This is a genomic window from Mesorhizobium sp. 131-2-1, assembly GCF_016756535.1.
GTDB lineage: Bacteria > Pseudomonadota > Alphaproteobacteria > Rhizobiales > Rhizobiaceae > Mesorhizobium.
Genome location: NZ_AP023247.1, coordinates 637,631 through 658,763, shown reverse-complemented (window position 1 = coordinate 658,763; position 21,133 = coordinate 637,631). Strand labels below are relative to the sequence as shown.

General features: G+C 64.5%; 23 protein-coding genes. 5 read left to right on the top strand and 18 right to left on the bottom strand.

What is annotated here, in order from left to right:
• Positions 1 to 4 precede the first annotated feature (4 nt).
• Positions 5 to 988 carry an SPFH domain-containing protein gene (locus JG743_RS03080; RefSeq protein WP_202298177.1) on the top strand — a complete coding sequence of 328 codons (984 nt, stop codon included), beginning with the start codon at positions 5 to 7 and terminating at the stop codon, positions 986 to 988.
• A gap of 12 nt (positions 989 to 1,000) precedes the next feature.
• Complete coding sequence (locus tag JG743_RS03075) at positions 1,001 to 1,897, top strand: NAD(+)/NADH kinase (protein ID WP_202298175.1); 897 nt, start codon at positions 1,001 to 1,003, stop codon at positions 1,895 to 1,897.
• 103 nt (positions 1,898 to 2,000) lie between these two features.
• On the opposite strand, the gene JG743_RS03070 is transcribed toward JG743_RS03075, so the two are convergent.
• On the bottom strand, positions 2,001 to 2,648 hold the full coding sequence (locus JG743_RS03070) for a hydrolase (RefSeq protein ID WP_202298173.1): 648 nt from the start codon (positions 2,646 to 2,648) through the stop codon (positions 2,001 to 2,003).
• A 31-nt stretch (positions 2,649 to 2,679) separates the two neighbouring features.
• Positions 2,680 to 3,066: a nuclear transport factor 2 family protein gene (locus JG743_RS03065; protein ID WP_202298171.1), complete on the bottom strand. Its 387-nt coding sequence runs from the start codon at positions 3,064 to 3,066 to the stop codon at positions 2,680 to 2,682.
• Positions 3,067 to 3,177: 111 nt separating this feature from the next.
• Between JG743_RS03065 and JG743_RS03060 the strand changes: the two genes are divergently transcribed.
• Positions 3,178 to 4,104, top strand: coding sequence for a LysR family transcriptional regulator (locus JG743_RS03060; RefSeq protein ID WP_202298169.1), 927 nt, complete (start codon positions 3,178 to 3,180; stop codon positions 4,102 to 4,104).
• A gap of 82 nt (positions 4,105 to 4,186) precedes the next feature.
• Here the strand turns inward: JG743_RS03060 and JG743_RS03055 are convergent, their stop codons facing one another.
• Positions 4,187 to 5,071, bottom strand: coding sequence for a sigma-70 family RNA polymerase sigma factor (locus JG743_RS03055; protein WP_202298167.1), 885 nt, complete (start codon positions 5,069 to 5,071; stop codon positions 4,187 to 4,189).
• A gap of 57 nt (positions 5,072 to 5,128) precedes the next feature.
• Complete coding sequence (locus JG743_RS03050) at positions 5,129 to 5,443, bottom strand: hypothetical protein (RefSeq protein ID WP_244673051.1); 315 nt, start codon at positions 5,441 to 5,443, stop codon at positions 5,129 to 5,131.
• Between the two features lie 143 nt (positions 5,444 to 5,586).
• On the opposite strand from JG743_RS03050, the gene JG743_RS03045 reads away from it, so the two are divergent.
• Complete coding sequence (locus JG743_RS03045) at positions 5,587 to 5,952, top strand: VOC family protein (RefSeq protein WP_202298165.1); 366 nt, start codon at positions 5,587 to 5,589, stop codon at positions 5,950 to 5,952.
• Positions 5,953 to 6,057: 105 nt separating this feature from the next.
• Here JG743_RS03045 and JG743_RS03040 read toward each other — a convergent pair whose 3' ends face one another.
• From JG743_RS03040 to JG743_RS03015, 6 genes are all read right to left on the bottom strand, one after another.
• The gene (locus tag JG743_RS03040) at positions 6,058 to 7,254 is read right to left on the bottom strand and encodes a caspase family protein (RefSeq protein WP_202298154.1); all 1,197 of its coding nucleotides are present in this window, start codon (positions 7,252 to 7,254) and stop codon (positions 6,058 to 6,060) included.
• A gap of 235 nt (positions 7,255 to 7,489) precedes the next feature.
• Positions 7,490 to 9,148 carry an FAD-binding dehydrogenase gene (locus tag JG743_RS03035; RefSeq protein ID WP_202298152.1) on the bottom strand — a complete coding sequence of 553 codons (1,659 nt, stop codon included), beginning with the start codon at positions 9,146 to 9,148 and terminating at the stop codon, positions 7,490 to 7,492.
• An 82-nt stretch (positions 9,149 to 9,230) separates the two neighbouring features.
• The gene (locus JG743_RS03030) at positions 9,231 to 10,217 is read right to left on the bottom strand and encodes a Gfo/Idh/MocA family protein (RefSeq protein WP_202298150.1); all 987 of its coding nucleotides are present in this window, start codon (positions 10,215 to 10,217) and stop codon (positions 9,231 to 9,233) included.
• 269 nt (positions 10,218 to 10,486) lie between these two features.
• Positions 10,487 to 11,062 carry a YceI family protein gene (locus JG743_RS03025; protein WP_202298148.1) on the bottom strand — a complete coding sequence of 192 codons (576 nt, stop codon included), beginning with the start codon at positions 11,060 to 11,062 and terminating at the stop codon, positions 10,487 to 10,489.
• A 69-nt stretch (positions 11,063 to 11,131) separates the two neighbouring features.
• Positions 11,132 to 11,704 carry a cytochrome b gene (locus JG743_RS03020; protein WP_202298146.1) on the bottom strand — a complete coding sequence of 191 codons (573 nt, stop codon included), beginning with the start codon at positions 11,702 to 11,704 and terminating at the stop codon, positions 11,132 to 11,134.
• Between the two features lie 58 nt (positions 11,705 to 11,762).
• Entirely contained in the window at positions 11,763 to 12,653 is an 891-nt protein-coding gene (locus JG743_RS03015) for a LysR family transcriptional regulator (protein WP_202298144.1), read from the bottom strand.
• A 96-nt stretch (positions 12,654 to 12,749) separates the two neighbouring features.
• Here JG743_RS03015 and JG743_RS03010 point away from each other — a divergent pair, with 96 nt between their 5' ends.
• A complete protein-coding gene (locus JG743_RS03010) occupies positions 12,750 to 13,745 on the top strand; it encodes an aldo/keto reductase (protein ID WP_202298142.1) in 996 nt (331 codons plus the stop codon).
• A gap of 239 nt (positions 13,746 to 13,984) precedes the next feature.
• Here the strand turns inward: JG743_RS03010 and JG743_RS03005 are convergent, their stop codons facing one another.
• From JG743_RS03005 to infC, 8 genes are all read right to left on the bottom strand, one after another.
• Complete coding sequence (locus JG743_RS03005) at positions 13,985 to 14,587, bottom strand: nucleotidyltransferase family protein (RefSeq protein WP_202298140.1); 603 nt, start codon at positions 14,585 to 14,587, stop codon at positions 13,985 to 13,987.
• 124 nt (positions 14,588 to 14,711) lie between these two features.
• Positions 14,712 to 17,120: a phenylalanine--tRNA ligase subunit beta gene (pheT, locus tag JG743_RS03000; protein WP_202298138.1), complete on the bottom strand. Its 2,409-nt coding sequence runs from the start codon at positions 17,118 to 17,120 to the stop codon at positions 14,712 to 14,714.
• The gene (locus tag JG743_RS02995) at positions 17,117 to 17,539 is read right to left on the bottom strand and encodes a GFA family protein (protein ID WP_202298136.1); all 423 of its coding nucleotides are present in this window, start codon (positions 17,537 to 17,539) and stop codon (positions 17,117 to 17,119) included. The genes pheT and JG743_RS02995 overlap by 4 nt, the downstream gene beginning before the upstream one ends.
• On the bottom strand, positions 17,536 to 18,621 hold the full coding sequence (gene pheS, locus JG743_RS02990; RefSeq protein ID WP_202298134.1) for a phenylalanine--tRNA ligase subunit alpha: 1,086 nt from the start codon (positions 18,619 to 18,621) through the stop codon (positions 17,536 to 17,538). Before pheS ends, JG743_RS02995 begins: the two co-directional genes overlap by 4 nt.
• Positions 18,622 to 18,716: 95 nt before the next feature.
• Positions 18,717 to 19,118 carry a 50S ribosomal protein L20 gene (rplT, locus tag JG743_RS02985; RefSeq protein ID WP_042637600.1) on the bottom strand — a complete coding sequence of 134 codons (402 nt, stop codon included), beginning with the start codon at positions 19,116 to 19,118 and terminating at the stop codon, positions 18,717 to 18,719.
• Between the two features lie 91 nt (positions 19,119 to 19,209).
• A complete protein-coding gene (gene rpmI, locus JG743_RS02980; protein WP_006201248.1) occupies positions 19,210 to 19,413 on the bottom strand; it encodes a 50S ribosomal protein L35 in 204 nt (67 codons plus the stop codon).
• 180 nt (positions 19,414 to 19,593) lie between these two features.
• Entirely contained in the window at positions 19,594 to 20,244 is a 651-nt protein-coding gene (locus tag JG743_RS02975; protein ID WP_202298132.1) for a methyltransferase family protein, read from the bottom strand.
• Between the two features lie 209 nt (positions 20,245 to 20,453).
• Positions 20,454 to 20,990 carry a translation initiation factor IF-3 gene (gene infC / locus JG743_RS02970; protein ID WP_126057137.1) on the bottom strand — a complete coding sequence of 179 codons (537 nt, stop codon included), beginning with the start codon at positions 20,988 to 20,990 and terminating at the stop codon, positions 20,454 to 20,456.
• Between the last annotated feature and the right edge of the window lie 143 nt (positions 20,991 to 21,133).

Genomic DNA, 21,133 nt, shown 5'->3' with positions numbered 1-21,133 from the left:
CACCATGGCCACCATCCGCAACTTTGGGTTCATCGCCCAGCTCCGCAGCGAGGCAAGCAGCCACGTCATCCGCTATCGCGATGGTCGCGTGAAGCAGAGCGGCCGCGGCCTGGTGTTCTGGTTCGCGCCGGAAACCGCCAGCATCGCCGAAGTGCCGATGGACGACCGCGAGATGACGCTGTTCGTCAAGGGCCGCAGCCAGGATTTCCAGACCGTGGCCGTGCAGGGCACGATCGGCTGGCATGTCGTCGATCCCGAGCGGCTGGCGGAGCGCGTCGACTTCAGCATCAATCTGAGGACAGGCAAGCCGCAGGGCGAGCCGATCGAGAAGATACAGGCGCGCATCGCCGGCATCGCCAATCAGGCGGTGCAGCAATATCTGGGGCAAGGCCCGGTGCGCGCGCTCCTCGACGCCGGCCCCGCGCCCTTGCGCGAGCGGCTGCAGGCGGTGGTTGCCGCCGACCCCGCGCTGATCGACATCGGCGTCGCCGCCGTCACCGTGCGGCTCACCAACCTCACCCCGACGAGCGAGCTCGAGCGGGCACTGCAGACACCGACCTTCGAGGCGCTGCAGCAGAAGGCTGACGAGGCGACCTTCGAACGCCGGGCACTCGCCGTCGAAAAGGAGCGCGCCATCGCCGAAAATGAAATGGCGACCAGGACGGAGCTGGCCCGGCGCGAGAAGCTATTGATTGCCGAGGAGGCCGAGAACGCCCGCAACCGCGCCACCGGCGCGGCGGAGGCGCAGCAGGTCGAGGCGGCGGCCGAGGCTGAGCGCATCCGCTCGGTCGAGGGCGCCAGGGCCGAGGCCGAACGGCAGCGCATCGCCATCTACCGCGACCTGCCGCCCGCGATCCTGCTCGGCCTCGCCGCCCAGCAGCTGGCCGGCAAGCTGGAGAAGATCGAGCATGTCAACGTGACGCCGGACCTGCTCGCCACCGTGCTCGGCGAATTCCGCAAGAGCCCGGCGGTGATCGAGGCCCGCTGAGGGGGGCGAACCATGGCGGCGAACCGACCCCGCGCGGTCTTCGTGACGCGTGAGACCGACTACGAGCTTCTGGTCGCGCGCCACGCGACGCGCGACCAGGCACGCTTCTTCCTGCAGACGCGGGACCAGCGGCTAGAAAATATCGAGGCCCGACACGCCAATTTCCATGCCGTGCTGGGTACCGCGCGGGCCTCGGTGCCGGCGGATTGGCGGCAGACCCTGGTCAAGCGCGCCGACCTCGACCGCTTCCTGTTCGCGGCGGACGACGTTGTCGTGCCGCTCGGGCAGGACGGGCTGGTCGCCAATGTCGCCAAGTACCTCAACGGCCAGCCAGTGCTCGGCGTCAATCCGGCGCCGGACCTCTATGACGGTGTCCTGGTTCGCATCGGCGTCGGCCGGCTGGGCAAGCTGCTAGCCGCCAGCGCCGCCGGCGAGGCGAAGGTGGAATCACGAACCATGGTTGAGGCCGAGCTCGACGGCGGTGAAACGCTGCTCGCGCTCAACGAGATCTTTGTCGGCCATCGCAGCCACCAGTCGGCGCGTTACCGGATCGAGGCCGGGGGCGAGGCGGAAAACCATTCCTCGAGCGGCCTCATCGTCGCCTCCGGCACCGGCGCGACGGGCTGGGCCCGCTCGATCATGGAAGCGACGCATCTCGAGCTTTCCCTCGACCGTGAAGAGCATGCGGTGGGCTTCTGGGTGCGCGAGCCGTTTCCGAGCGTGGCCACGGCCACCACTTTGCGCGCCGGCAAGATCACCGGGAACCCGCTTCTCGTCACGTCGCGGATGAACGAGGGCGGCGTGATCTTCGCCGACGGCATCGAGCAGGATTTCATTGCCTTCGATTGGGGTAGGCAGGTCCAGCTGCAGCCGGCATCCCGGGCGTTGCGGCTTGTCGTCGATCAGTGACCGACGGCATGCTGGCGCGAGGTGGATGCCGCCGCGCCGGAGCCAGCCAGTTCGACGGGACGGCCCAGGGGCCGCCCCGCCTGCGTTGCCTTCCCGGTGCGGCCTAGTGGCCCGATCCGGCATGCCCGCCGAGAAGCTGCATTTCCCAGGCGAAGGCGACGCCGCTGGCGCCGCCATGCTCGGCGAGCACGCCGGCGAGCGCGGTCGCGGTCTTTTCCCGCGCCCAGTCACGCTGCCATTCAGCCATGACGGCCAGCCAGGTGATCGGCACCGCGCCGGCGGCGGCCATGCGTCGTACGGCCATGTCATGGGATTCCGCCGAAACGCCGCCGGAGGCATCGGTGACGACAAAGACATCGTAGCCCTCGCCGAGCGCCTGGATGGCCGGCATGGCGAGGCATATCTCGGTCCACAGCGCGGCCAGCACCAGCTGCTTGCGGCCGCTCTTCTTGACGATGTCGGTGACGTTCGGGTCTTCCCAGGTGTTGATAAAGGTGCGGTTGATCGGCTTCTGCTCCGGAAAGACATCCTGAAGCCCCTTGATCAGGTAGCCGCCACGCTCCTCGATCACCGTGGTGAGGATCGTCGGCACATTGAACACCTTCGCCGTCTTGGCCAGGCCGATGACGTTGTTGACGATCATCGTCGGCTCGTGGCTGTTGAGGTTGGTGAACTGGTAGGGCTGATGGTCGATCAGCACGAGGATGCTGTCTTCAGGGCGAAGCAGGGCGCCGAGACCGGTCTTGGGCATGGAAAACTCCTTGGAAAAAGCTGAGGGTTGCTCAGGCGGCGGGTGGATCGAGAAAGACGTGCAGGGTCTGGATGAGGCCACGCTGGAAATGCGCGACATCGGTTCCCGTGACCGCTGCGGGACCGTTCGACGGCCCGGACTGCCAGCGCAGCCGGCCGACGCCGTGGTGGCCGACGGCAGGGCCGATCGCGGTGAAGGCGAAGCTTGGCGGCAGGCTCGACAGGAGCGCCGTCACCGCCCCGTTTATGGCGGCGTGGCCAGCGGCCGAGGCATGCGGCTCGTAGAGCACGGCGTCTGCGCCATAAATCTCGCGGATCGCCGCCAGGCGCCGCCCGGCGTCACGCTCGCCGAACACTCGCTCCAGGTTCGCCTGCATGAGGCGTTCGTAATCGATGGAAGCTTCCGCCGGGATGGACATTGCCACGACCTCGTATGGGGGCATCTTGAGGCCAATAAATAATTGCGCGATCTGCTTCGATTAGTCATTGATGGCTAGAACCAGCTTCAATTGTTCGTTTAAGATCGCTGCATGGAAACGCTGGCCAACCTGGAATCTTTCATCCGAAGCGCCGAATGCGGCAGCTTTTCCGCGGCGGCGCGGCGGCTGGGTGTGACGCCTGCCGCGATCAGCCGCAACGTCGCGATGCTGGAACGCAACCTGGGCATTCGCCTGTTTCAGCGCAGCAGCCGAAGCCTCGCCCTGACCGAGGATGGCGAGCGCTTTCTGGGATCGGTCACCGATGGCGTCGAATCCATCCAGTCGGCCATTGCCGGCGTGACCACGCACGCAGGCAAGCCCGCCGGCGTGCTCAAGGTGAGCATGGCCTTGACCTTCGGGCTGGACCATGTGCTGCCGTTGCTGCCGGCCTTCATGGCGCGCTACCCCGATGTTCAGTTGGACTGGAGCTTCGAGAACCGTCAGGTCGACCTGATCAGCGAAGGCTTCGATGCCGCCATCGGCGGCGGCATGGAACTGGCGACCGGTGTGATAGCCCGGCGATTGGCGCCGCTGCATGTCATTGCGGTGGCTTCGCCGGGCTATTTGCAGGATCGCCAGCCGCCGCGGCAACCACACGAACTGGCCACGCTGGACGGAATCTCCATGCGTTCGGCCCATACGGGTCGCGTCCGCGTCTGGAGAATGCGCAACCGCGAAGGCGCCGAAACGACGCTGGAACATAAGGCGCGCATGGTGGCCAACGATCCCGAGGCGATATGCCGTGCCGCCTTGATGGGCCTGGGCGTGGCGATGATCGCCGTGCCCTATGTGGAGCGGCACCTGGAAAGCGGTGCGCTGCAACGCTTGCTGCCGGATTGGCATGCAGACCTCGGCGCGATTTCGCTTTACTTCGCCAGCCAGAAATTGCTGCCCGCCAAGACCCGCGCTTTCGTCGACCATGTGACTGCGGCGTTCCGCGAGCAGAACCTGGCGCGGCGGTTTTCAGCGGAAGGATAGCCGGGCGGCACCGGCGCTGCCGGGCTATTGCCCTCTCGACGCGGCGCGATCTGCTCGGGCAGTGATGGCGCCTCGCTTCCGCTCAGTCGGTCGGACGGATATCCGCATCCGCCAGGCAGTAAGGTGCGTAGCGGAAGTCGCGGATGCGGACGACGTCATCCCCGCGCCATTCGACAAGCACGAAGCCGCGCACCGCATCGTCAGCCTGCGGGTTGCGGATCAAGATGGCCGGCTGGCCGTCAACAAAGCCAAGCGACAATGCCCAGTCGCCGGCGCGGTCGTAGTTGCCGAAATAGGTCGAGGCTTCCTTCTTGCCGCTGAGACGCGTGCGGTTGACGACCTCGAGCTGGATATCCTCGGCGATCAGTGCCCTGACGGCATCGAAGTCACGGGCGTTGAACAGGTCGACGTAGCGGCGCAGCCGACGCTCTTCCTCGGTATCGAATTTCGGCAGAGCCGCCTCATCCGGCGCCGAAGCAAGCAACTTGAGTTCGGCCCGGCCGCGATGCAGCGCCGCCTTGGTCGCAGCCAGCGTCGCGCCCGTCGCCTCGCAGGTCTCGGAGAGGCTGAGGCCGAGCACGTCGACGAGGATGACGGCGCTGCGCTGCGCCACGGAAAGCCGCATGAAGCTGCGCAGGCTTGTGGCGGCAGCGAGCCGGGCATCGGCGCTGCCGGACGGGTCTTCGATCTGGGTCATGTCGGCCTCGGTCATGCGCAACCGCTCCCGCTGGCGCCGGCGCAGATGATCCTGCGCCGCGTTGTGGGCGATGCGAAACAGCCATTGCTCCGCACGTTCGACCGCAGCGCCGCCGTCGAGCGCCTGCAGCGCCTTCAGCACCGTCTCCTGCACGATATCCTCGCCGTCGATCACCGAGCCGGCCATGCGGGCTGCGTAGCGATGCAGCTTCGGACGCAGGCCGGCCAGCATTGCCTCCAGCGCCGCCCGGTCGAGTTTCGATGAGCTCATTGCATTCATTCCCGAGACGGCTGCTGCATGGCGCCAAGGCCGTGCCGACACCTGTGGTCAGGCCGGCATGGCCTCACTGGCATTGTCCAGCATACGATAGTTGCCGACGATTTTTGCCGCCGATCTGGCGAGCGGTCCGGAGCGACGCCCGGCGTGGTCGGCGCTGAAGGCCTTGAAGGCGGCGAGCCCGGTAAGGCCGTCGCCGTCCTGGCTGACAAGATGGACGAACTCGCCATTCTCCAGCTCCAGAACGAGGTAGCGAACGGATTGCGGCTTCGTTTCGTCGAGCGCCTCGAACACCTGTGCAACCAGCGTACGGTTTTCGGCGAGGCTTTCATCCTTCACGCCGTAGCGGATCAGATTGTAGCCCATTGTCATCTCCTTTTCTGGGTTTACAGGAGGAAGACGTTCCGCAGCATCGAAAAGATTCTCAGGGTTCCGAATCTTTTTGCGCGTCTGCGTCGTCTTTCATCCGTCGAGGCCGCGTCGCGGCCTCCGCGATGAGGAGAGACATCATGCATATCCAGTTTGCCGAACTTCCGGTTTTCGACCAGGACCGCGCCAAGGCGTTCTATGCCGATCACCTTGCCTGCCAGGTGATAGCCGACCAGCCGATGGGCGAGGGCGGCTGGCGCTGGATCGAGCTGGCGTTTCCCTTCTCGGTCACCAACCTGCATTTCATCAGGCGCGCCGACGCGGTCCCGAGCGCCGACCCGGTGCTCGTGCTGGTCGACGACAACGTCGAGGGCACGGTCGCATCGCTGAAGGCGAAGGGCGTCGAGATCGTCACCGAGCCGCAGGAAGCGCCATGGCAGCCGGGCCGCACTGTCGCCGAATTCCGCGATAGCGAAGGCAACCGCATGGTGCTGGCCAGCCGGTAATCTGGAGGCATGCCTCACGTCGCAATGTTGGATTGTGGGATCAAGCGAACACGCCCGCCGCGACGCACCCGAATTTGCTACGCAAGGCGATAATCCGCGGGTCGCTTAACCCCCAAGCTGTTGCAGCTTTCGACAGGCACGCCTTACGCCTTCACGGCATCTCTGGCGACATTTCTCTTTGTTGCCATCCCTGCACCGTCCAACGGATTCCGGTTTAGCAGGTTCGGTCGTTTCCGCCGAGCGATTGGCGGAAGGCTTGTCGACAGGCAATGAGGCCTGCGGCTTACGGCTGATTTTCTTGGGCAAGATTTTTTTGCGTGGTGGTGCAGGTGCTTCGAACTTGGCAATTCGGCTCTTCGCAATTTCGACGAATGCTCCATTCGGAAATGCCGCGAGGTAAGCACGATACATCGAGGCATCGGATGTATCTTTGATCGATTTCCAAAATTCGAGTTCCGTCGCCGTATTGATGTCTGGCTGACGGAGTTCTGACGGAGACTGACCAGACGCGGCATCTGGGTTAAAAGAGAACCCCGGCTCCACCAAGGACGAGTTGCTCCAGGGAACCTGCCTCCCAGACGTCGCGTTCATGACGTCCAAGCGAACGCGACGCATGAGAATTTCAATGTCGATCGAAGGAGTCTTTATGCGCCTCACAAGAGAGTCAGCAAACGGGCTATGATTGACGGCTCCATCGAGAGCGACGTTGCCGGGCTGTGTTGCAAAGCCGATGAAGACCCCTCTGCCGGCATCCAGGGCTCCCAGCCCCTTTTCTATCGCAAAGCCGCGACTCTGACTCTGTCCACTTAGTTGCTTGACGAAAGGATTGTCCCGACAGGCATCGAGGAGGACGATGGCGGTATTTTCCTCGGCCGTCATGGCGGCGATAATGTCTTGCAAGCGCTCAGCCTCCAGAGCCAAGTCGGCCGGACGTTGAAGGACGGCATCAACAGGCAATAGGTAGTTTTCTCCGTTCGCTTGGAGCCCGTGTCCGGCGTAGTAAAAAAGGGAGACATCACCCGGCTGCAAGTTTCGCCTGAATTTTCCGATGAGTTCCCTGAACGTTGAGGCGTCAGCATCCAGGCCAAGGGTGACCTTAAACCCCGTCTCTTCCAAAATTCGAGCGATCGCATTCGCGTCATTAACCCCGTTGGGGAGCGATGGCGCATAGCGGTAGGCGGAGTTGCCGATGACAAGTGCATATCTGTGGCTGCGCTGGCCGATTTCAGCCTCGGAGGATGCCGCTATCGACAAGCCGGCCAGAAAAAGCAGGCAGGTGCACAACAAGCAAATCCTGAACATTGCGACGTTTCCGAGTAACAGATAATATTAGCATCTGTTAATGCGCGTGGATACCCGCCGCACGAGACGGTCTTGCTTAGGAAATCATCCAAAACTTGCCGGACGCGACTCGTTGTGAGTCTCAGCGCATCGTGATGTTTTTTGGGGTATCGACTTCGAAATATCTGTCGCTGGAAATTGTGCCGCAGATGGGTGGTCCCGACTTCACGAGTTTGCGGCAACGCCGCCCGATCGTTCAGACAACCGCGTTCGCAGCCGCCCGTCCCGCGCCTCGCCCGGAAAAAATACAGCCCCCCAGGAAGGTGCCTTCCAGCGCCGCGTAGCCATGCACGCCGCCGCCGCCGAAGCCGGCGGCTTCGCCGACCGCGTAGAGCCCCGGCACCGGCTGGCCGCCGGCATCGAGCACGCGGCTGTCGAGATCGGTCTGCAGGCCGCCCAGCGTCTTGCGGGTGAGGATGTTCAGCCGTACCGCGATCAGCGGGCCGTTGGCCGGATCGAGCATTTTGTGCGGCCTGGCGGTGCGGATCAGCTTGTCGCCGAGATAGGCGCGGGCGCCGCGCAGCGCCGTCACCTGCATGTCCTTCGAGAATGGATTGTCGAGCTGCCGGTCGCGGGCGCGGATCTCGCGCTCGACCTTGGCAACCTCGAGCAGCGGCTCGCCGCCGGCCAGCGCATTCATGCGCGCCACCAGCTTCGGCAGCTCAGCCTCGAAGATGAAATCCTCGCCCTTCTCCATGAAAGCCTTCACCGGGCCGGGAATGCCCGACGTCGCGCGTCCCAGCACCTGGCGCCAGCTCTTGCCGGTTAGGTCAGGATTCTGCTCGGAGCCCGACAGCGCGAACTCCTTCTGAATGATCTTTTTCGTCAGGATGAACCAGGAATAGTCGAAGCCGGTGCTCATGATGTGGCTGAGCGTGCCGAGCGTATCGAAGCCCGGATAGAGCGGCACCGGCAGGCGCTTGCCGCGCGCGTCGAGCCACAGCGACGACGGGCCGGGCAAGATGCGGATCGCGTGGTCGGTCCAGATCGGCGCCCAGTTCTTGATGCCCTCGACATAGTGCCACATGCGGTCGCGGTTGATGACCCTGCCGCCGGCAGCCTCGGTGATCGCCAGCATGCGGCCGTCGACATGGTCGGGCACGCCGGTGATCATCCGCGCGGGCGCGCTGCCCAGCCGTTGCGGCCAGTTCTTGCGCACCAGCTCGTGATTGGCGCCGATGCCGCCGGAAGCGACGATCACCGCTTGCGCATGAAGCTCGAAATCGCCGGCCACAGCGCGCGAGCTCTTGCGGCCGCGCTCGACGGTGCTCGGCTCGAGGATGTCGCCGCGCACGCCATCGACGGTCGTGCCCGTTCGCGTCAGCTCGTTGACCCGATGGCGGAATTTGAACTGGATAAGCCCGCGCTTTTGCGCCTCGCGCACGCGCAGGACGAAGGGTTCGAGCACGCCGGGGCCGGTGCCCCAGGTGACGTGGAAGCGCGGCACCGAATTGCCGTGGCCGATTGCATTGCCGCCGCCGCGCTCGGCCCAGCCGACGACCGGGAAGAACTTCAGGCCGCGTTCCACCAGCCAGGCGCGTTTCTCGCCGGCGGCGAAGCCGACATAAGCCTCGGCCCATTTGCGCGGCCAGAAATCCTCAGGCCGATCGAAGGCGGCGGTGCCCATCCAGTCTTCCAGCGCGAGGTCGTGGGAGTCGCGAATGCGCATGCGTCGTTGTTCCGGCGAATCGACCAGGAAGAGCCCGCCGAACGACCAGAAGGCCTGGCCGCCCAGCGACTGCTCCGGTTCCTGGTCGACGATGATGACCTTCTTGCCGGCCTCCGCCAGTTCGGCCGCGGCAACGAGGCCGGCCAGCCCCGCGCCGACAATGACCACATCCGCGTCGTCAGCCATTGTTGCTCCCCCCAGGCCGATAGAGCAATTCCAGGAAAAGTGTGAAGCGGTTTTCCGTCCGGAATTGCGTCAATACAAAGACTCAGACCGGCTCCCAGCCGTCCTTGCCGCCGGCGCGGAAGATGGCGTCGATGACCTTTTGGTTCAGCACCGATTCCTCCAGCGTGAAGACGCGTTCCTTGCCGCCCTGGGCTGCTCGCGCGAAAGTCTCGACCTCCAGCCGGTACTGCTGCGTGCCGGGGAAGCGGAACACCTGCGCCTCGGTGTGGTTCTGGTTGTGCAATTCGATGCGATGATGGTCGTAGAGCCCGGCATTGAACGGCGAGAACACCTCGATGAAACCCTTCTCGCCGTGGAACACCATCACCTGCCGCGCCGCCATCTGCGTCGAGAGATAAAAGGACAGTTCGAAGTCGCCGAAATCGGCGCGGATCGAGGAATAGATGTCGGTGCCGAAGGTCTTGTCGCGCTCGATCGTGGCCTGCACGCGGAGCGGCTCCTTGCCGGTCGAAAAGCGTGTCGACACTGTCGGGTAGACGCCGATATCGGGCAGCGCACCGCCGCCGAGGTCGAGCTGGTTGCGCATATTCTTGGGGTCGACATTGTAATAGGAGAACGCGCCCTGCACATGGCGCAGCCGGCCGATGGCGCCGCTGGCGATCAGGTCGCGCACCTTGATCCATTGCGGGTGGTAGATGACCATGAAGGCCTCGCACACCAGCACCTTCTTCTGGTCGCGCAGCTTGATCAGCGGCGGGATGGCCTTGGCGTCGAGCGCAAGAGGTTTTTCGACCAGCACATGTTTTCCCGCTTCGATCGCCTTCGCCGTCCATTCGATATGCTGCGAGGTCGGCAGCGGGATGTAGACGCCGTCGATGTCCCTGGAGGCGAGCAGTTCCTCATAGGAGCCGAAGGCATGCGGCGCGCCGAAGCGGTCGGCCAGCGCCCGGGCCTTTGCGAGATCGCGGCTGGCGATCGCCGACAATATGCCGTTGTCCGCCTCGACGATTGCCGGCAAAAGCTGCTCGCGGCCGATCTTGGCCGTCGACAAAACACCCCATCGGAACATCACGCTTCTCCATGTCGAATTGCATCATGGAGGTGTGCCCCAATTCAGGGGAAAAGCCAATCGCAGACGCGGGTCACAAAGCGCCTTCGTCATCCTCGGGCTTGACCCGAGGATCCATGCCGTGACCTATGACTTAAAGTGCAGCGGTGCAAAATTCTGTAACCATTGCAACGCCTTAGCGCCACGGAATGGATCCTAGGGTCTGCGCGCGTCGCTTCGCTCCTTGCTTCGCCCTAGGATGACGAACCCGAGGAGGCGGGGCTTAGAAATTAGCCCCTCTTGCCCGTCAGTGTCATGTCGAAGTTGACGACGTTGGAATAGATCGGCGTGCCGACATCCATGCCGTAGCGCGACCGCAGCACCTTGCCGGTGACATGGAACTTGATCGTGCCGGCCTTGAGGCTGCCGAGCTCGGCGGTGAACGTTTCCGGAAATGTCTTGCCGCGCGCCGTCAGCCGGCCGGCGACGATGGCGGTTGTCTCGCTGGTGCGGTTCACGCTGGTCGAGCGGAACTGGATCTCCGGGCTGTTGGCGCTGTCGAACACCGCGTCGGAGCGCAGGAAGGCATCGATGCGGTTCTGGCCGGTGCCGACGCTCTCGGGAAAGATGGTCAGGTTGACCTGCGAGCGTTCGACATTGGCGTTGTCGATGCGGATGCTGCCCTTGAAGCGGGCGAAGGCGCCGTCGAAGCCGCCACCGCCGGCCTTGCCAATGGTGAAGCGGATGCTCGATGCGGCAGGGCTGATCGTATAGCTGCCGGCGGCGTCGCTGAGCGCAACCGCCGCGTAAACAGGCATGGCAAGGCAAGCGGCAACGGCCGCGTATCCGAGGATGCGCGCATGCATGGAGATGGTCCTTTTGCTGAGGCAGCGCATTGCTGTCTTCTCGCCTCACCAACGAATGACGATGCCGTTCTATTCCTCACCTGACGAAGGCGTGATCATGCGCGCAAGCACGTTGTCGCGCAGCAGGAAATGATGGCGCAATGCCGCCAGTATGTGCAGTGCGACAAGCGCGATGCCGGCATAGGCGAGATACCAGTGCGCCGCCGTCCAGAAACTCTCCGCGGCGTCGGATTCGGTCAACGGCAGGTTGGGCATCACAAACAGGTTGAACGGCATGCTGGGGATTTCCAAAGTCGAGACCGACACCAGCGCCCAGCCGGACAGGGGCAGCGCAATCTGGAAGGCATAAAGCGCGAAATGCGCGAGCGGCGCCGCGCGCCGCTCCACGGTCCCGACCGATGGCGGCAAGGCCGGCACGATGTTGCCGAGCCGCCAGGCGATGCGCAGGATAATCAAGCCGAGCAGCAGGAAGCCGAAGGACTTGTGCAGCTGGATCAGCTCGAAGGCGGTGCGCTGGCTCTCTATCCGCACCATGACGAAGCCGAGCACGAACTGGCCGATGAAGATCACCCCGATCAGCCAGTGGAGGATGATCATCGCCCAGCCATAGCGGGTGGAGGAGTTGGTGACTGCTGCCTGCATGGTGCGCAAACGCTCCCGCTTCCGGCTTTCTTCCACTCTCCCCCTTGCGGGAGGGTGGCTAACTCGCAACCCTGAAGAAATCCACAAAAGCCCTCAGTGCCGGCCGCATCTGCCGGCGGCTCGGATAATAGACGAAGAAGCCGTCGAAGGATGGGCACCAGTCCTCGAGCACGCGGATCAACCTGCCGTCGTCGAGCGGCGCCCGCACATAGTCCTCGAAGACGAAGGCGAGACCGGCGCCGTCGATCGCCGCCTGGGCGATCAGATGGTCCTCGTCGAGGATCAGCGGCCCTTGCGCGGTGATCTCGATCTCCTCGCCGCCCTTTTCGAACTCCCAGCGGTAGAGGATGCCGCTGGAGAAGCGGAAGCGGATGCAGCGGTGGTCGGCAAGCTCGCGCGGGTGGCGCGGCCTGGGGCTCGTCGCGAAATAGGACGGCGCGCCGACAACGGCGCCGCGAAGATCCGCGCCGATGCGGACCGCGATCATGTCGCGCTGCAGGCTCTCGCCGAGCCGCACGCCGGCGTCGAAGCCGCCTTCGACGACATCGGTGAAGCGGTCCTCGATGACGATCTCCAGCACGATGTCGGGATAGGCAGCGGCAAAGGCGCCGAGCCTCGGCGTCAGCGTCAGGTGCGCCGCCGTGCGCGGCACGGTCAGCCTGAGATTGCCGGCTGGCCGGTCGCGCGCCTCGACCGCCGTTTCCAGCGCCAGGTCGATCTCGGAGAGCGCCGGCCGCAGCCGTTCGAGCAGCTGCGCGCCCTCCTCGGTCGGCGCCACGCTGCGCGTGCTGCGGGCCAGGAGCCGCACGCGGAGTCGGGCCTCCAGACTCGACACCGCGTGGCTGACCGCCGACGGCGCGATGCCGAGCTCGCGCGCGGCGCCGCGGAAGCTGGCGCATTGGGCGACCGTGGCGAGCACCGCGAGCTGGGAAAGGTTCGTTCGGTTCATTGATCTATCTTTTGGAACAAGCCGTGCGAAAGAGACATGATTATCGAACGACGTGCAAGGCGCTATTCCTCCTCCATCACAACAAGGAGATGCGTGATGCAAACCCGCAAGCTTGGAACTGAACTCGAAGTCTTCCCCGTCGGCCTCGGCTGCATGGGCATGAGCTTCGGCTATGGCGGCCAGCCGGAAGCCGAAGCGATCGCCACGCTGCGCCGCGCCGTCGGGATCGGCGTCACTTTCTTCGACACCGCCGAAGTCTACGGCCCCTATGAGAACGAGATCCTGCTCGGCAAGGCGCTGAAGCCGGTGCGTGACAAGGTGACTATCGCCACCAAATTCGGCTTCAAGATCCTGGAGGAGGGCACGGGCACCGATCGCATGGCCGGCGTCGACAGCCGCCCCGAACATGTCAAGGCAGTGGCCGAAGCCTCGCTGAAGCGCTTGAACACCGATGTGATCGACCTCTACTACCAGCACCGTGTCGACCCCAACGTGCCGATCGAGGACACGGTCGGCGCCATGGCTGAGCTGGTGCGCGAGGGCAAGGTGCGGGCGCTCGGCCTCTCGGAGGCGAGTGCCGCGACCATCCGCCGGGCGCATGCCGTGCACCCGATATCGGCGGTGCAGAGCGAATACTCGCTATGGAGCCGTGATCCCGAGGATGAGGTGTTCGCCGTCTGCCGCGAGCTCGGCATCGGCTTTGTGCCCTACAGCCCGCTCGGCCGTGGCCTGCTCACCGGCACCATCGCCAAGCCCGAGGCTTTGAGCGACGGCGATTGGCGCTGCGGCCTGCCGCGTTTCCAGGCCGACGCCATGGCCGCCAATGCCAAGGTTGTTGCCACGCTGGAGAAGATGGCCGCGGAAAAGGGCGTGACATCGGCCCAGCTCGCGTTGGCCTGGGTGCTGCACCAGGGCGATTTCATCGTGCCGATCCCCGGCGCGCGAAAAATCCGCCATCTGGAGCAGAACACGGCGGCGGCCGGGATTTCGCTCAGCGCGGCTGAGGTTGCCGCGATCGGCGATGCGCTGTCGCCCGACAAGGTGGTCGGCAAGCGCTACACCGAGGAATTGCTGGCGCTGGTGAATGGGTGAGCAATGAAAGAAGTTGAGTGGAAAGGGGCGCTTCGGCGTCCCTTTTGTTGAGGTGCCGGTGCGAGGCGCCCCCCTCTGTCCTGCCGGACATCTCCCCCACAAGGGGGGAGATCAGCGGTTTGGGCGCCTCGCTCTTTCCTGCAACGGTGGTGATTGGCGAAAACGGCCGCGACAGCCAATCTCCCCCTTGTGGGGGAGATGCCCGGTAGGGCAGAGGGGGGCGCTGTCCCGCCGAGTTTTCACCAAGGCACCACCGTAATCTCCGGCCAGCACGCCTTCGCCCGCGCCCCCTTCGCCTCATGCGTCCGCTGATTGTCCAGCGCCCGGTTCGGTGTGATGCGGAACGAGAAAATATCGTCGAGCCCGAACGGCGCCACCAGATCAAGCTCACCATCCGTGTCGTAGCGCACCCCGACCGCGTGCGTCCTCGAGGCGAAATAGCTGACGGAATCGCTCGAACTCATGTAGCGCGGGCACGGCCGGCCGAACTTCTCCGGGTACCACAAATGCACCCGCGCCTGGTTGCGCACTTCGACCGGCAGCGCCAGCCCCTCGAAATGCCGCGCCGCCCTGCGGATCACTGCATCCTCGGCGTCGTAGGAAACGTCGGCGTCGTCGAAATAGAACAGGTCGACATCCTTGATGCCGTAGCCGGGCGGCTTGCCGGTCAGATGGTTCCAGACGCTGTTGTAGAGCGCGCCGGAAACCACCAGCCAGTCAGGCAGCGCAAGCGCGCGCACCCGCGCCAGCGTTTCGCCAAGCAGCGGGTCGGCCGACACGATGGCGAGAAACGCCGCGCACTGGTGATCGAATGAGAGGCCGGAATAACGCAGATGGTCCATCGCCCTTTGGACGGCGATTCGCCACCTGCCGGCAATCCCTCAGACGCGATTCCAGGAAAGCGTGTAAGCGGCCTTCCGTTCGGAATTGTGCAAAAACAAACACTTAGAGCGGCGTTGAGCCGCTCTAAGTCCTCAGCACGCCGCCCGTCTGCTTGTTGACGTTCTCGACGATGCGCCTGGCCAGCGCTTCGAAATCCTCGTCGGTCAGCGTCTTTTCGACCGGCTGGATCGACACCTCGATGGCGATCGACTTCTTGGCCGCGCCCAGCGACGCGCCCTCGAAGACGTCGAACACCGAGACGCCGGTGACCAGCTTCTTGTCGGCGGCGAGGGCCGCGCGCACCAGCGTGCCGGCCTCGACCGTCCTGTCGACGACGAAAGCGAAGTCGCGCTTCACCGCCTGGAAGGCGGACAGCTCCAGCCTCGGCTTGGTTTTCGTCGGCTTGGCCTTCGGCTCCGGCACGGCATCGACATAGACCTCGAAGCCGCAGATTGGCCCGGAGGCATCGAGCGCTTCCAGCGTCCTCGGATGGAACTCGCCGAAAGTGCCGAGCACCGTCTTCGGCCCGAGTTTGATCGTGCCGGAGCGGCCGGGATGGTACCAGGCCGGGCCGCCGGGCTCGATCTGCAGCCGGTCGACCGGCGCACCGCAGGCCTCAAGTGCTGCGATCGCGTCCGCCTTGGCGTCGAACACGCCGACCGGCCCGGCATTGCCGGCCCAGCTGCGGCCGGAGCCGTCGAGCTTGGCCGTGCCGCGCCGCACGCCGGCGGCGACGCGCCGCTGCTGGTCTGGCAGGTCGCCCTCATAGGTGCCGGAAACTTCGAACAGCGCGACATCGCCGATGCCCCGGTCGGCATTGCGCTGCGCCGCCGTGATCAGGCCCGGCAGCAGCGAGGGCCGCATGTCCGACATGTCGGCGGCGATCGGGTTGGCGAGCTTCAGCGCCGTCTGCCCGCCGCCGAACAGTTCGGCGTGCTTGGCCGGAATGAACGACCAGGTCACGGCCTCCATCATGCCGCGCACGGCCAGCGCGCGCTTGGCCGCGCGGGTGCGGATCTGCAGCACCGTCAGGATCCTGCCGTTGACCGCGTCATGCGAGGTCAGCGGCTGCGGCGCGATGTTGTCGACGCCGTGGATGCGCATCACCTCCTCGACCAGGTCGGCCTTGCCGTCGATATCCGGTCGCCAGGACGGCACCTTCACCTCGACGTCGTCGCCCGAACTGCGCGGCTCGAAGCCGAGGCGGGTGAGGATAGCGAGCGCTTCCTCCCTTGGCACCTCGATGCCGGTCAGCCGCTTCACCTCCGACAGCGGGAAGGAAACCACCTTCGGCTTGTGGCCGGCATAGCCGGCAACCTCGATCTCCGTCGGCGTGCCGCCGCAGAAGTCGAGCACCAGCTTGGTCGCCAGCTCGATGCCTGGCACCATGAATTCGGGGTCGACGCCGCGCTCGAAGCGATAGCGCGCATCGGTGATGATGCCGAGCGTGCGGCCGGTGCGCGCCGTGGTGATCGGGTCCCAAAGCGCCGACTCGATCAGCACGTCGGTGGTGTTCTCGTCGCAACCGGAATGCTCGCCGCCCATGATGCCGGCGATGGATTCGACGCCGTCCTCGTCGGCGATCACGCACATCTCCGGCGTCAGCGTGTATTCGCGGCCGTCGAGCGCCAGCACCTTTTCGCCGTCCTTGGCGCGGCGCACGGTGAGGTTGCCGGCGACCTTTGCGGCGTCGAACACATGCAGTGGCCGGCCACGGTCGAAAGTGACGTAGTTGGTGATGTCGACCAGGGCGCTGATCGGCCTGAGCCCGATGGCGAGGAGCCTCTGCTGCAGCCATTTCGGCGACGGGCCGTTCTTCACGCCTCTGACCAGGGTCAGCGCGAAGCCGGGGCAGAGTTCCGGCGCCTCGATCTTGACCTTGACCGGGCACATGCCGTTGCCGGCATGCGGCATGATCGCGCCGCCGACGAGGCGGCCGAGTCCGCTCGCGGCGAGATCGCGGGCGATGCCGTAGACGCTGGTCGCGTCCGGCCGGTTCGGCGTCAGATTGATCTCGATCACCGGGTCGTCGAGATGCGCATAGGCGGCGAAGCTGGTGCCGACCGGCGCATCCTGCGGCAAATCGATGATGCCGTTGTGCTCATCCGAAATCTCCAGCTCGCGCTCGGAGCACATCATGCCGTGGCTCTCGACGCCGCGAATCTTGCCGACCGAGAGTGTCACGTCGATGCCGGGAACATAGGTGCCGGGCGCGGCGAAGGCGCCGATCAGGCCGGCGCGGGCGTTCGGCGCACCGCAAACCACTTGCACCGGCGGCTTGCCGTCGCCGGTGTCGACGGTCAGCACGCGCAGCCGGTCGGCGTCGGGATGCTGCACCGCCGTCAGCACTTTTGCGATCACGAAGGGCTTCAGGCCTGCCTTGTCGTCGACATGCTCGACCTCGAGGCCGATCGCGGTCAGCCGCTCGACGATCTCGCTGAGCGAGGCGTCGGTTTCGAGGTGGTCCTTGAGCCAGGAGAGGGTGAATTTCATGACTGTGTTCCGTCTGGTCTGGGCACGCTGGTCCTGAGATGGCGCGGCAAGTCGTCCGGCATATGCAGGAAGGGAAGCTGTTCGCGCACATGGCCGTGGTGCGTCGGCTTGAAGTAGGCCGGCAGGTCCATCGAGCCGAGGGTGAAGTAGATGTGGCCGGTGAGCCGCCCGTCGGTATAGGCGATCGGCGAGCCGCAGATGCCGCAGAAGGAGCGCGTCACCGGGCCGTTCTCGAACTTCTTCAGCGCCTTGCCGTCGAGTGCGATCTGGTCGGTCATGAAACCGACGAAGGCCGACACCGGCGCGCCGCTCGCCCGCCGGCAATCGCCGCAATGGCAATAGCTGATGTGGTGCGGCTCGGCCGACGCCTCGAACCGCACCGCGCCGCAGCGGCAACTGCCGGTGTGCGGCGCCGTCATGCGGAGAGGCCTCCGAACAGCGTCGGCAGGTCGAGCGGCCGGAAGCCGTAATGCGACAGCCAGCGCACATCCGCGTCGAAGAAGGCGCGCAGGTCCGGCATGCCGTATTTCAGCATGGCGATGCGGTCGATGCCCATGCCCCAGGCAAAGCCCTGGTATTCGTCCGGATCGAGCCCACCATGGCGCAGCACGTTGGGATGCACCATGCCGCAGCCGAGGATCTCCATCCAGTCGGAGCCTTCGCCGAAGCGCACCTCGCCCGGCCGCGAGCGGTCGCACTGGATGTCGACCTCGAGGCTCGGCTCGGTGAACGGGAAGAAGGACGGCCGGAAACGCATCTTCACGCTCGGCACCTCGAAGAAGGCCTTGCAGAACTCCTCCAGCACCCACTTCATGTTGGCGACATTGGCGGTCTTGTCGATCACCAGTCCCTCGACCTGATGGAACATCGGCGAGTGCGTGGCGTCCGAATCCTGCCGGTAGGTCTTGCCGGGAATGACGATGCGGATCGGCGGCTTCTGCCGCTCCATGGTGCGGATCTGCACCGGCGAGGTGTGCGTGCGCAACAGCTTGCGCTCGCCCTTCTCGTCCGGCTGGAAGAAGAAGGTGTCGTGCATCTCGCGCGCCGGATGGCCTTCGGGGAAGTTCAGCGCGGTGAAATTGTAATAGTCGGTCTCGACGTCGGGACCTTCGGCGATGGCGAAGCCGAGATCGCCGAAGATCGCCGCGATCTCGTCGATGACCTGGCTGATCGGATGGATGCGGCCGCGCTCGGCCGGCGACTGGCGCACCGGCAGCGTCACGTCGACCGTCTCGGCGGCGAGCCGGACGGCGATCGCCACGTCCTTCAGTTCCGCCTTGCGCGCCGTCAGCGCCTCGGTGACGCGGTTTTTCAGCCCGTTGATCGCCGGGCCCTTCACCTGCCGCTCCTCGGCGCTCATCGCGCCAAGCGTCTTCAGCATTTCGGAGACCGAGCCCTTCTTGCCCAGCGCCGAGACACGCACCGCCTCGATCGCCTGCTCGTCGGCGGCCGACGCAATGTCGGCCATCAGAGAATTTTCGAGAGTTTCCATGTCACTCATGTTCCAGACCTGATTGAGCCAAAGAAAAACCCGCGCCAGCCCTGCCAGCGCGGGTTTCCCAAATCAAGTGTCGAATAAGCTTGGGAAGGCGCTGGTTAGGCTACAGCGCTTTCAAAAGCGTTCGGCGTGGTGTTCTTGAGGTATTCGAGCGCGACCTTGGCCTTGGCTACAAGCGCGGCGAAAGCCTGCGGCTCGTGGATAGCCATGTCCGACAGGACCTTGCGGTCGATCTCGATGCCGGCCTTGTTGAGGCCGTCGATGAAGCGGCCATAGGTCAGGCCGTGCTCGTGGGTTGCGGCGTTGATGCGCTGGATCCACAGCGCGCGGAACGAGCGCTTGCGGTTCTTGCGGTCGCGATAGGCGTACTGCAGCGACTTTTCCACCGCCTGCTTGGCGATGCGAATGGTGTTCTTGCGGCGGCCGTAAAAGCCCTTGGCGGCTTTTAGGACCTTCTTGTGCTTGGCGTGAGCGGTGACGCCTCTCTTTACGCGTGCCATGTCATGATCTCCTTAAAAGCAATTCCAGGAAAAGTGCCTGGCGGTTTTCCGTTCGGAATTGCGTAAAACAAATGGGTCCAGACCGAATGCCTTAGAGGCCGTTCGGCAGAAAATTCTTGATGACCTTCTTGCCGTCCGGTTCAGCCAGAACCATCGTGCCGCGGGCATTGCGAATGAACTTGTTGGACCGCTTGATCATGCCGTGACGCTTGCCGGCCGCAGCCGACAGCACTTTACCCGTACCAGTAATTTTGAACCGCTTCTTGGCGGCCGATTTGGTCTTCATCTTGGGCATTTTGCTACTCCGTATTGTGGGCGCACCATCGCGCTTCTTGTTCGCTTCGGGCCGACCAAAGCCCGAAAAGCAAATGAAACCGCCACGGCATGCCCTGCCGGGCGGTTTTCTGGGAACGGCGGTCCTATAGATCAAAGCGGGCCCGGGCGCAACACCTCAGGCCGTGCGACGCTCTGTCCTTCAGGGAAGGCGGAAAAGCACCGGCAGCACGCCCGACTGCTGCGCGCCGTCGATCAGTTCGAAGGCCGGCAGGGCGACCAGGAACACCAGCCCGTCGAGCAGCGTTGTGAGCAGCAGGCGCGGCTTGAAGCTGCCGGTATCGCCTTCATCGTAGAGCGAGAGGTTGGGAAAGAAGCGCGGAACGCGCGCGAGATAGGCCTGGTAGGGCGCGCCGAGCGCCTCCTTGAGGAACTTCTCTTCGCGCAGGATGACGATGTGGAAAGCCCCTGCGCACAGGAGCGCAAAGAGCAGAATCCCGCTGAACGAGCCGATCTGCGCCCCGACCCCGGCGGCGGCGACCGTCGAGAACACATAGAGCGGGTTGCGGGTGATCGAATAGGGACCGCCGGTGACCACTTCGGAGGATTTGCGTCCGCCGATATAGAGCGTCGACCACAGGCGGCCGACGACGCCGAGGAAGATCAGCAGCACACCGATCATCTCGATCGACTCATGCACCCAGGTATCGGGCGGAAAGGTCGACTGGCCGAACAGCAGCGCCGCGAACAGCACCGCGATCAGCACCGCAATCACCATTCTGCGTATATGCTGGTAGTTGCCCAACCCATATTTTGCATGGGTGGTGTCAGGATATTTGACGTCATCGACCATGATGCATCCGATCGTCGAGATTTGCCGGCGATCGGATTGAAAACTGGCGCCCCGCCGATCGTCGGGACGCCCTGCTCCGCAATTCAGGCGGATTTTAGAGCACGCTGCGGTGAAGGCTGGTTAATTCTGGTCTCTCGAAGCCGTGATCGCAGCGAAGGCCTGGCCAGTCTTGCGGCACGGATCGGACTGGCAGAAGGTGCCCGCCCCGGTCAGCGGGGCGCCAGCACCATCATCATCTGGCGGCCTTCGAGCTTCGGTTCCGCCTCGACCTTGGCGATCGGCGCTACTTCCTCGCGGACCTTGTTCAGAAGCTGCATGCCGAGTTCCATATGCGCCATCTCGCGGCCGCGGAAGCGCAGCGTCAGCTTGACCTTGTCGCCTTCCTCGAAGAAGCGGCGCACCGCCTTCATCTTGGTCTCGTAGTCATGGCTGTCGATGTTCGGGCGCATCTTGATCTCCTTGATCTCGATGACCTTCTGGTTCTTGCGCGCCTCGGCCGCCTTCTTCTGGTTGGCGTATTTCAGCTTGCCGAGATCGAGGATTTTTACGACGGGCGGCTGTGCGTTGGGCGATATCTCGACGAGATCGAGCCCGGCCTCTTCGGCGAGCAGCAATGCGTCGTTGATGGAAACTTCGCCACGGTTCTGGCCTTCGGCGTCGATAAGCTGGACCCGGGGCACCCGGATGTCGCGATTGGAGCGCGGCCCATCCTTGGTGGGCGCCGCTGCTTTGAAAGGTCTGCGAATGGTCGTGGTCTCCTTGAGCCGTTTCGTTCAGGGTTTTCAGTTCGATATTCAGGACGCGCCAATGTGGTGAGCGCGCGGCGCAAGTCAATAGCACAGGCTTCTCGAGAAATCACCTGATCCCGCGCCTGCACCAAGCAAAGAAA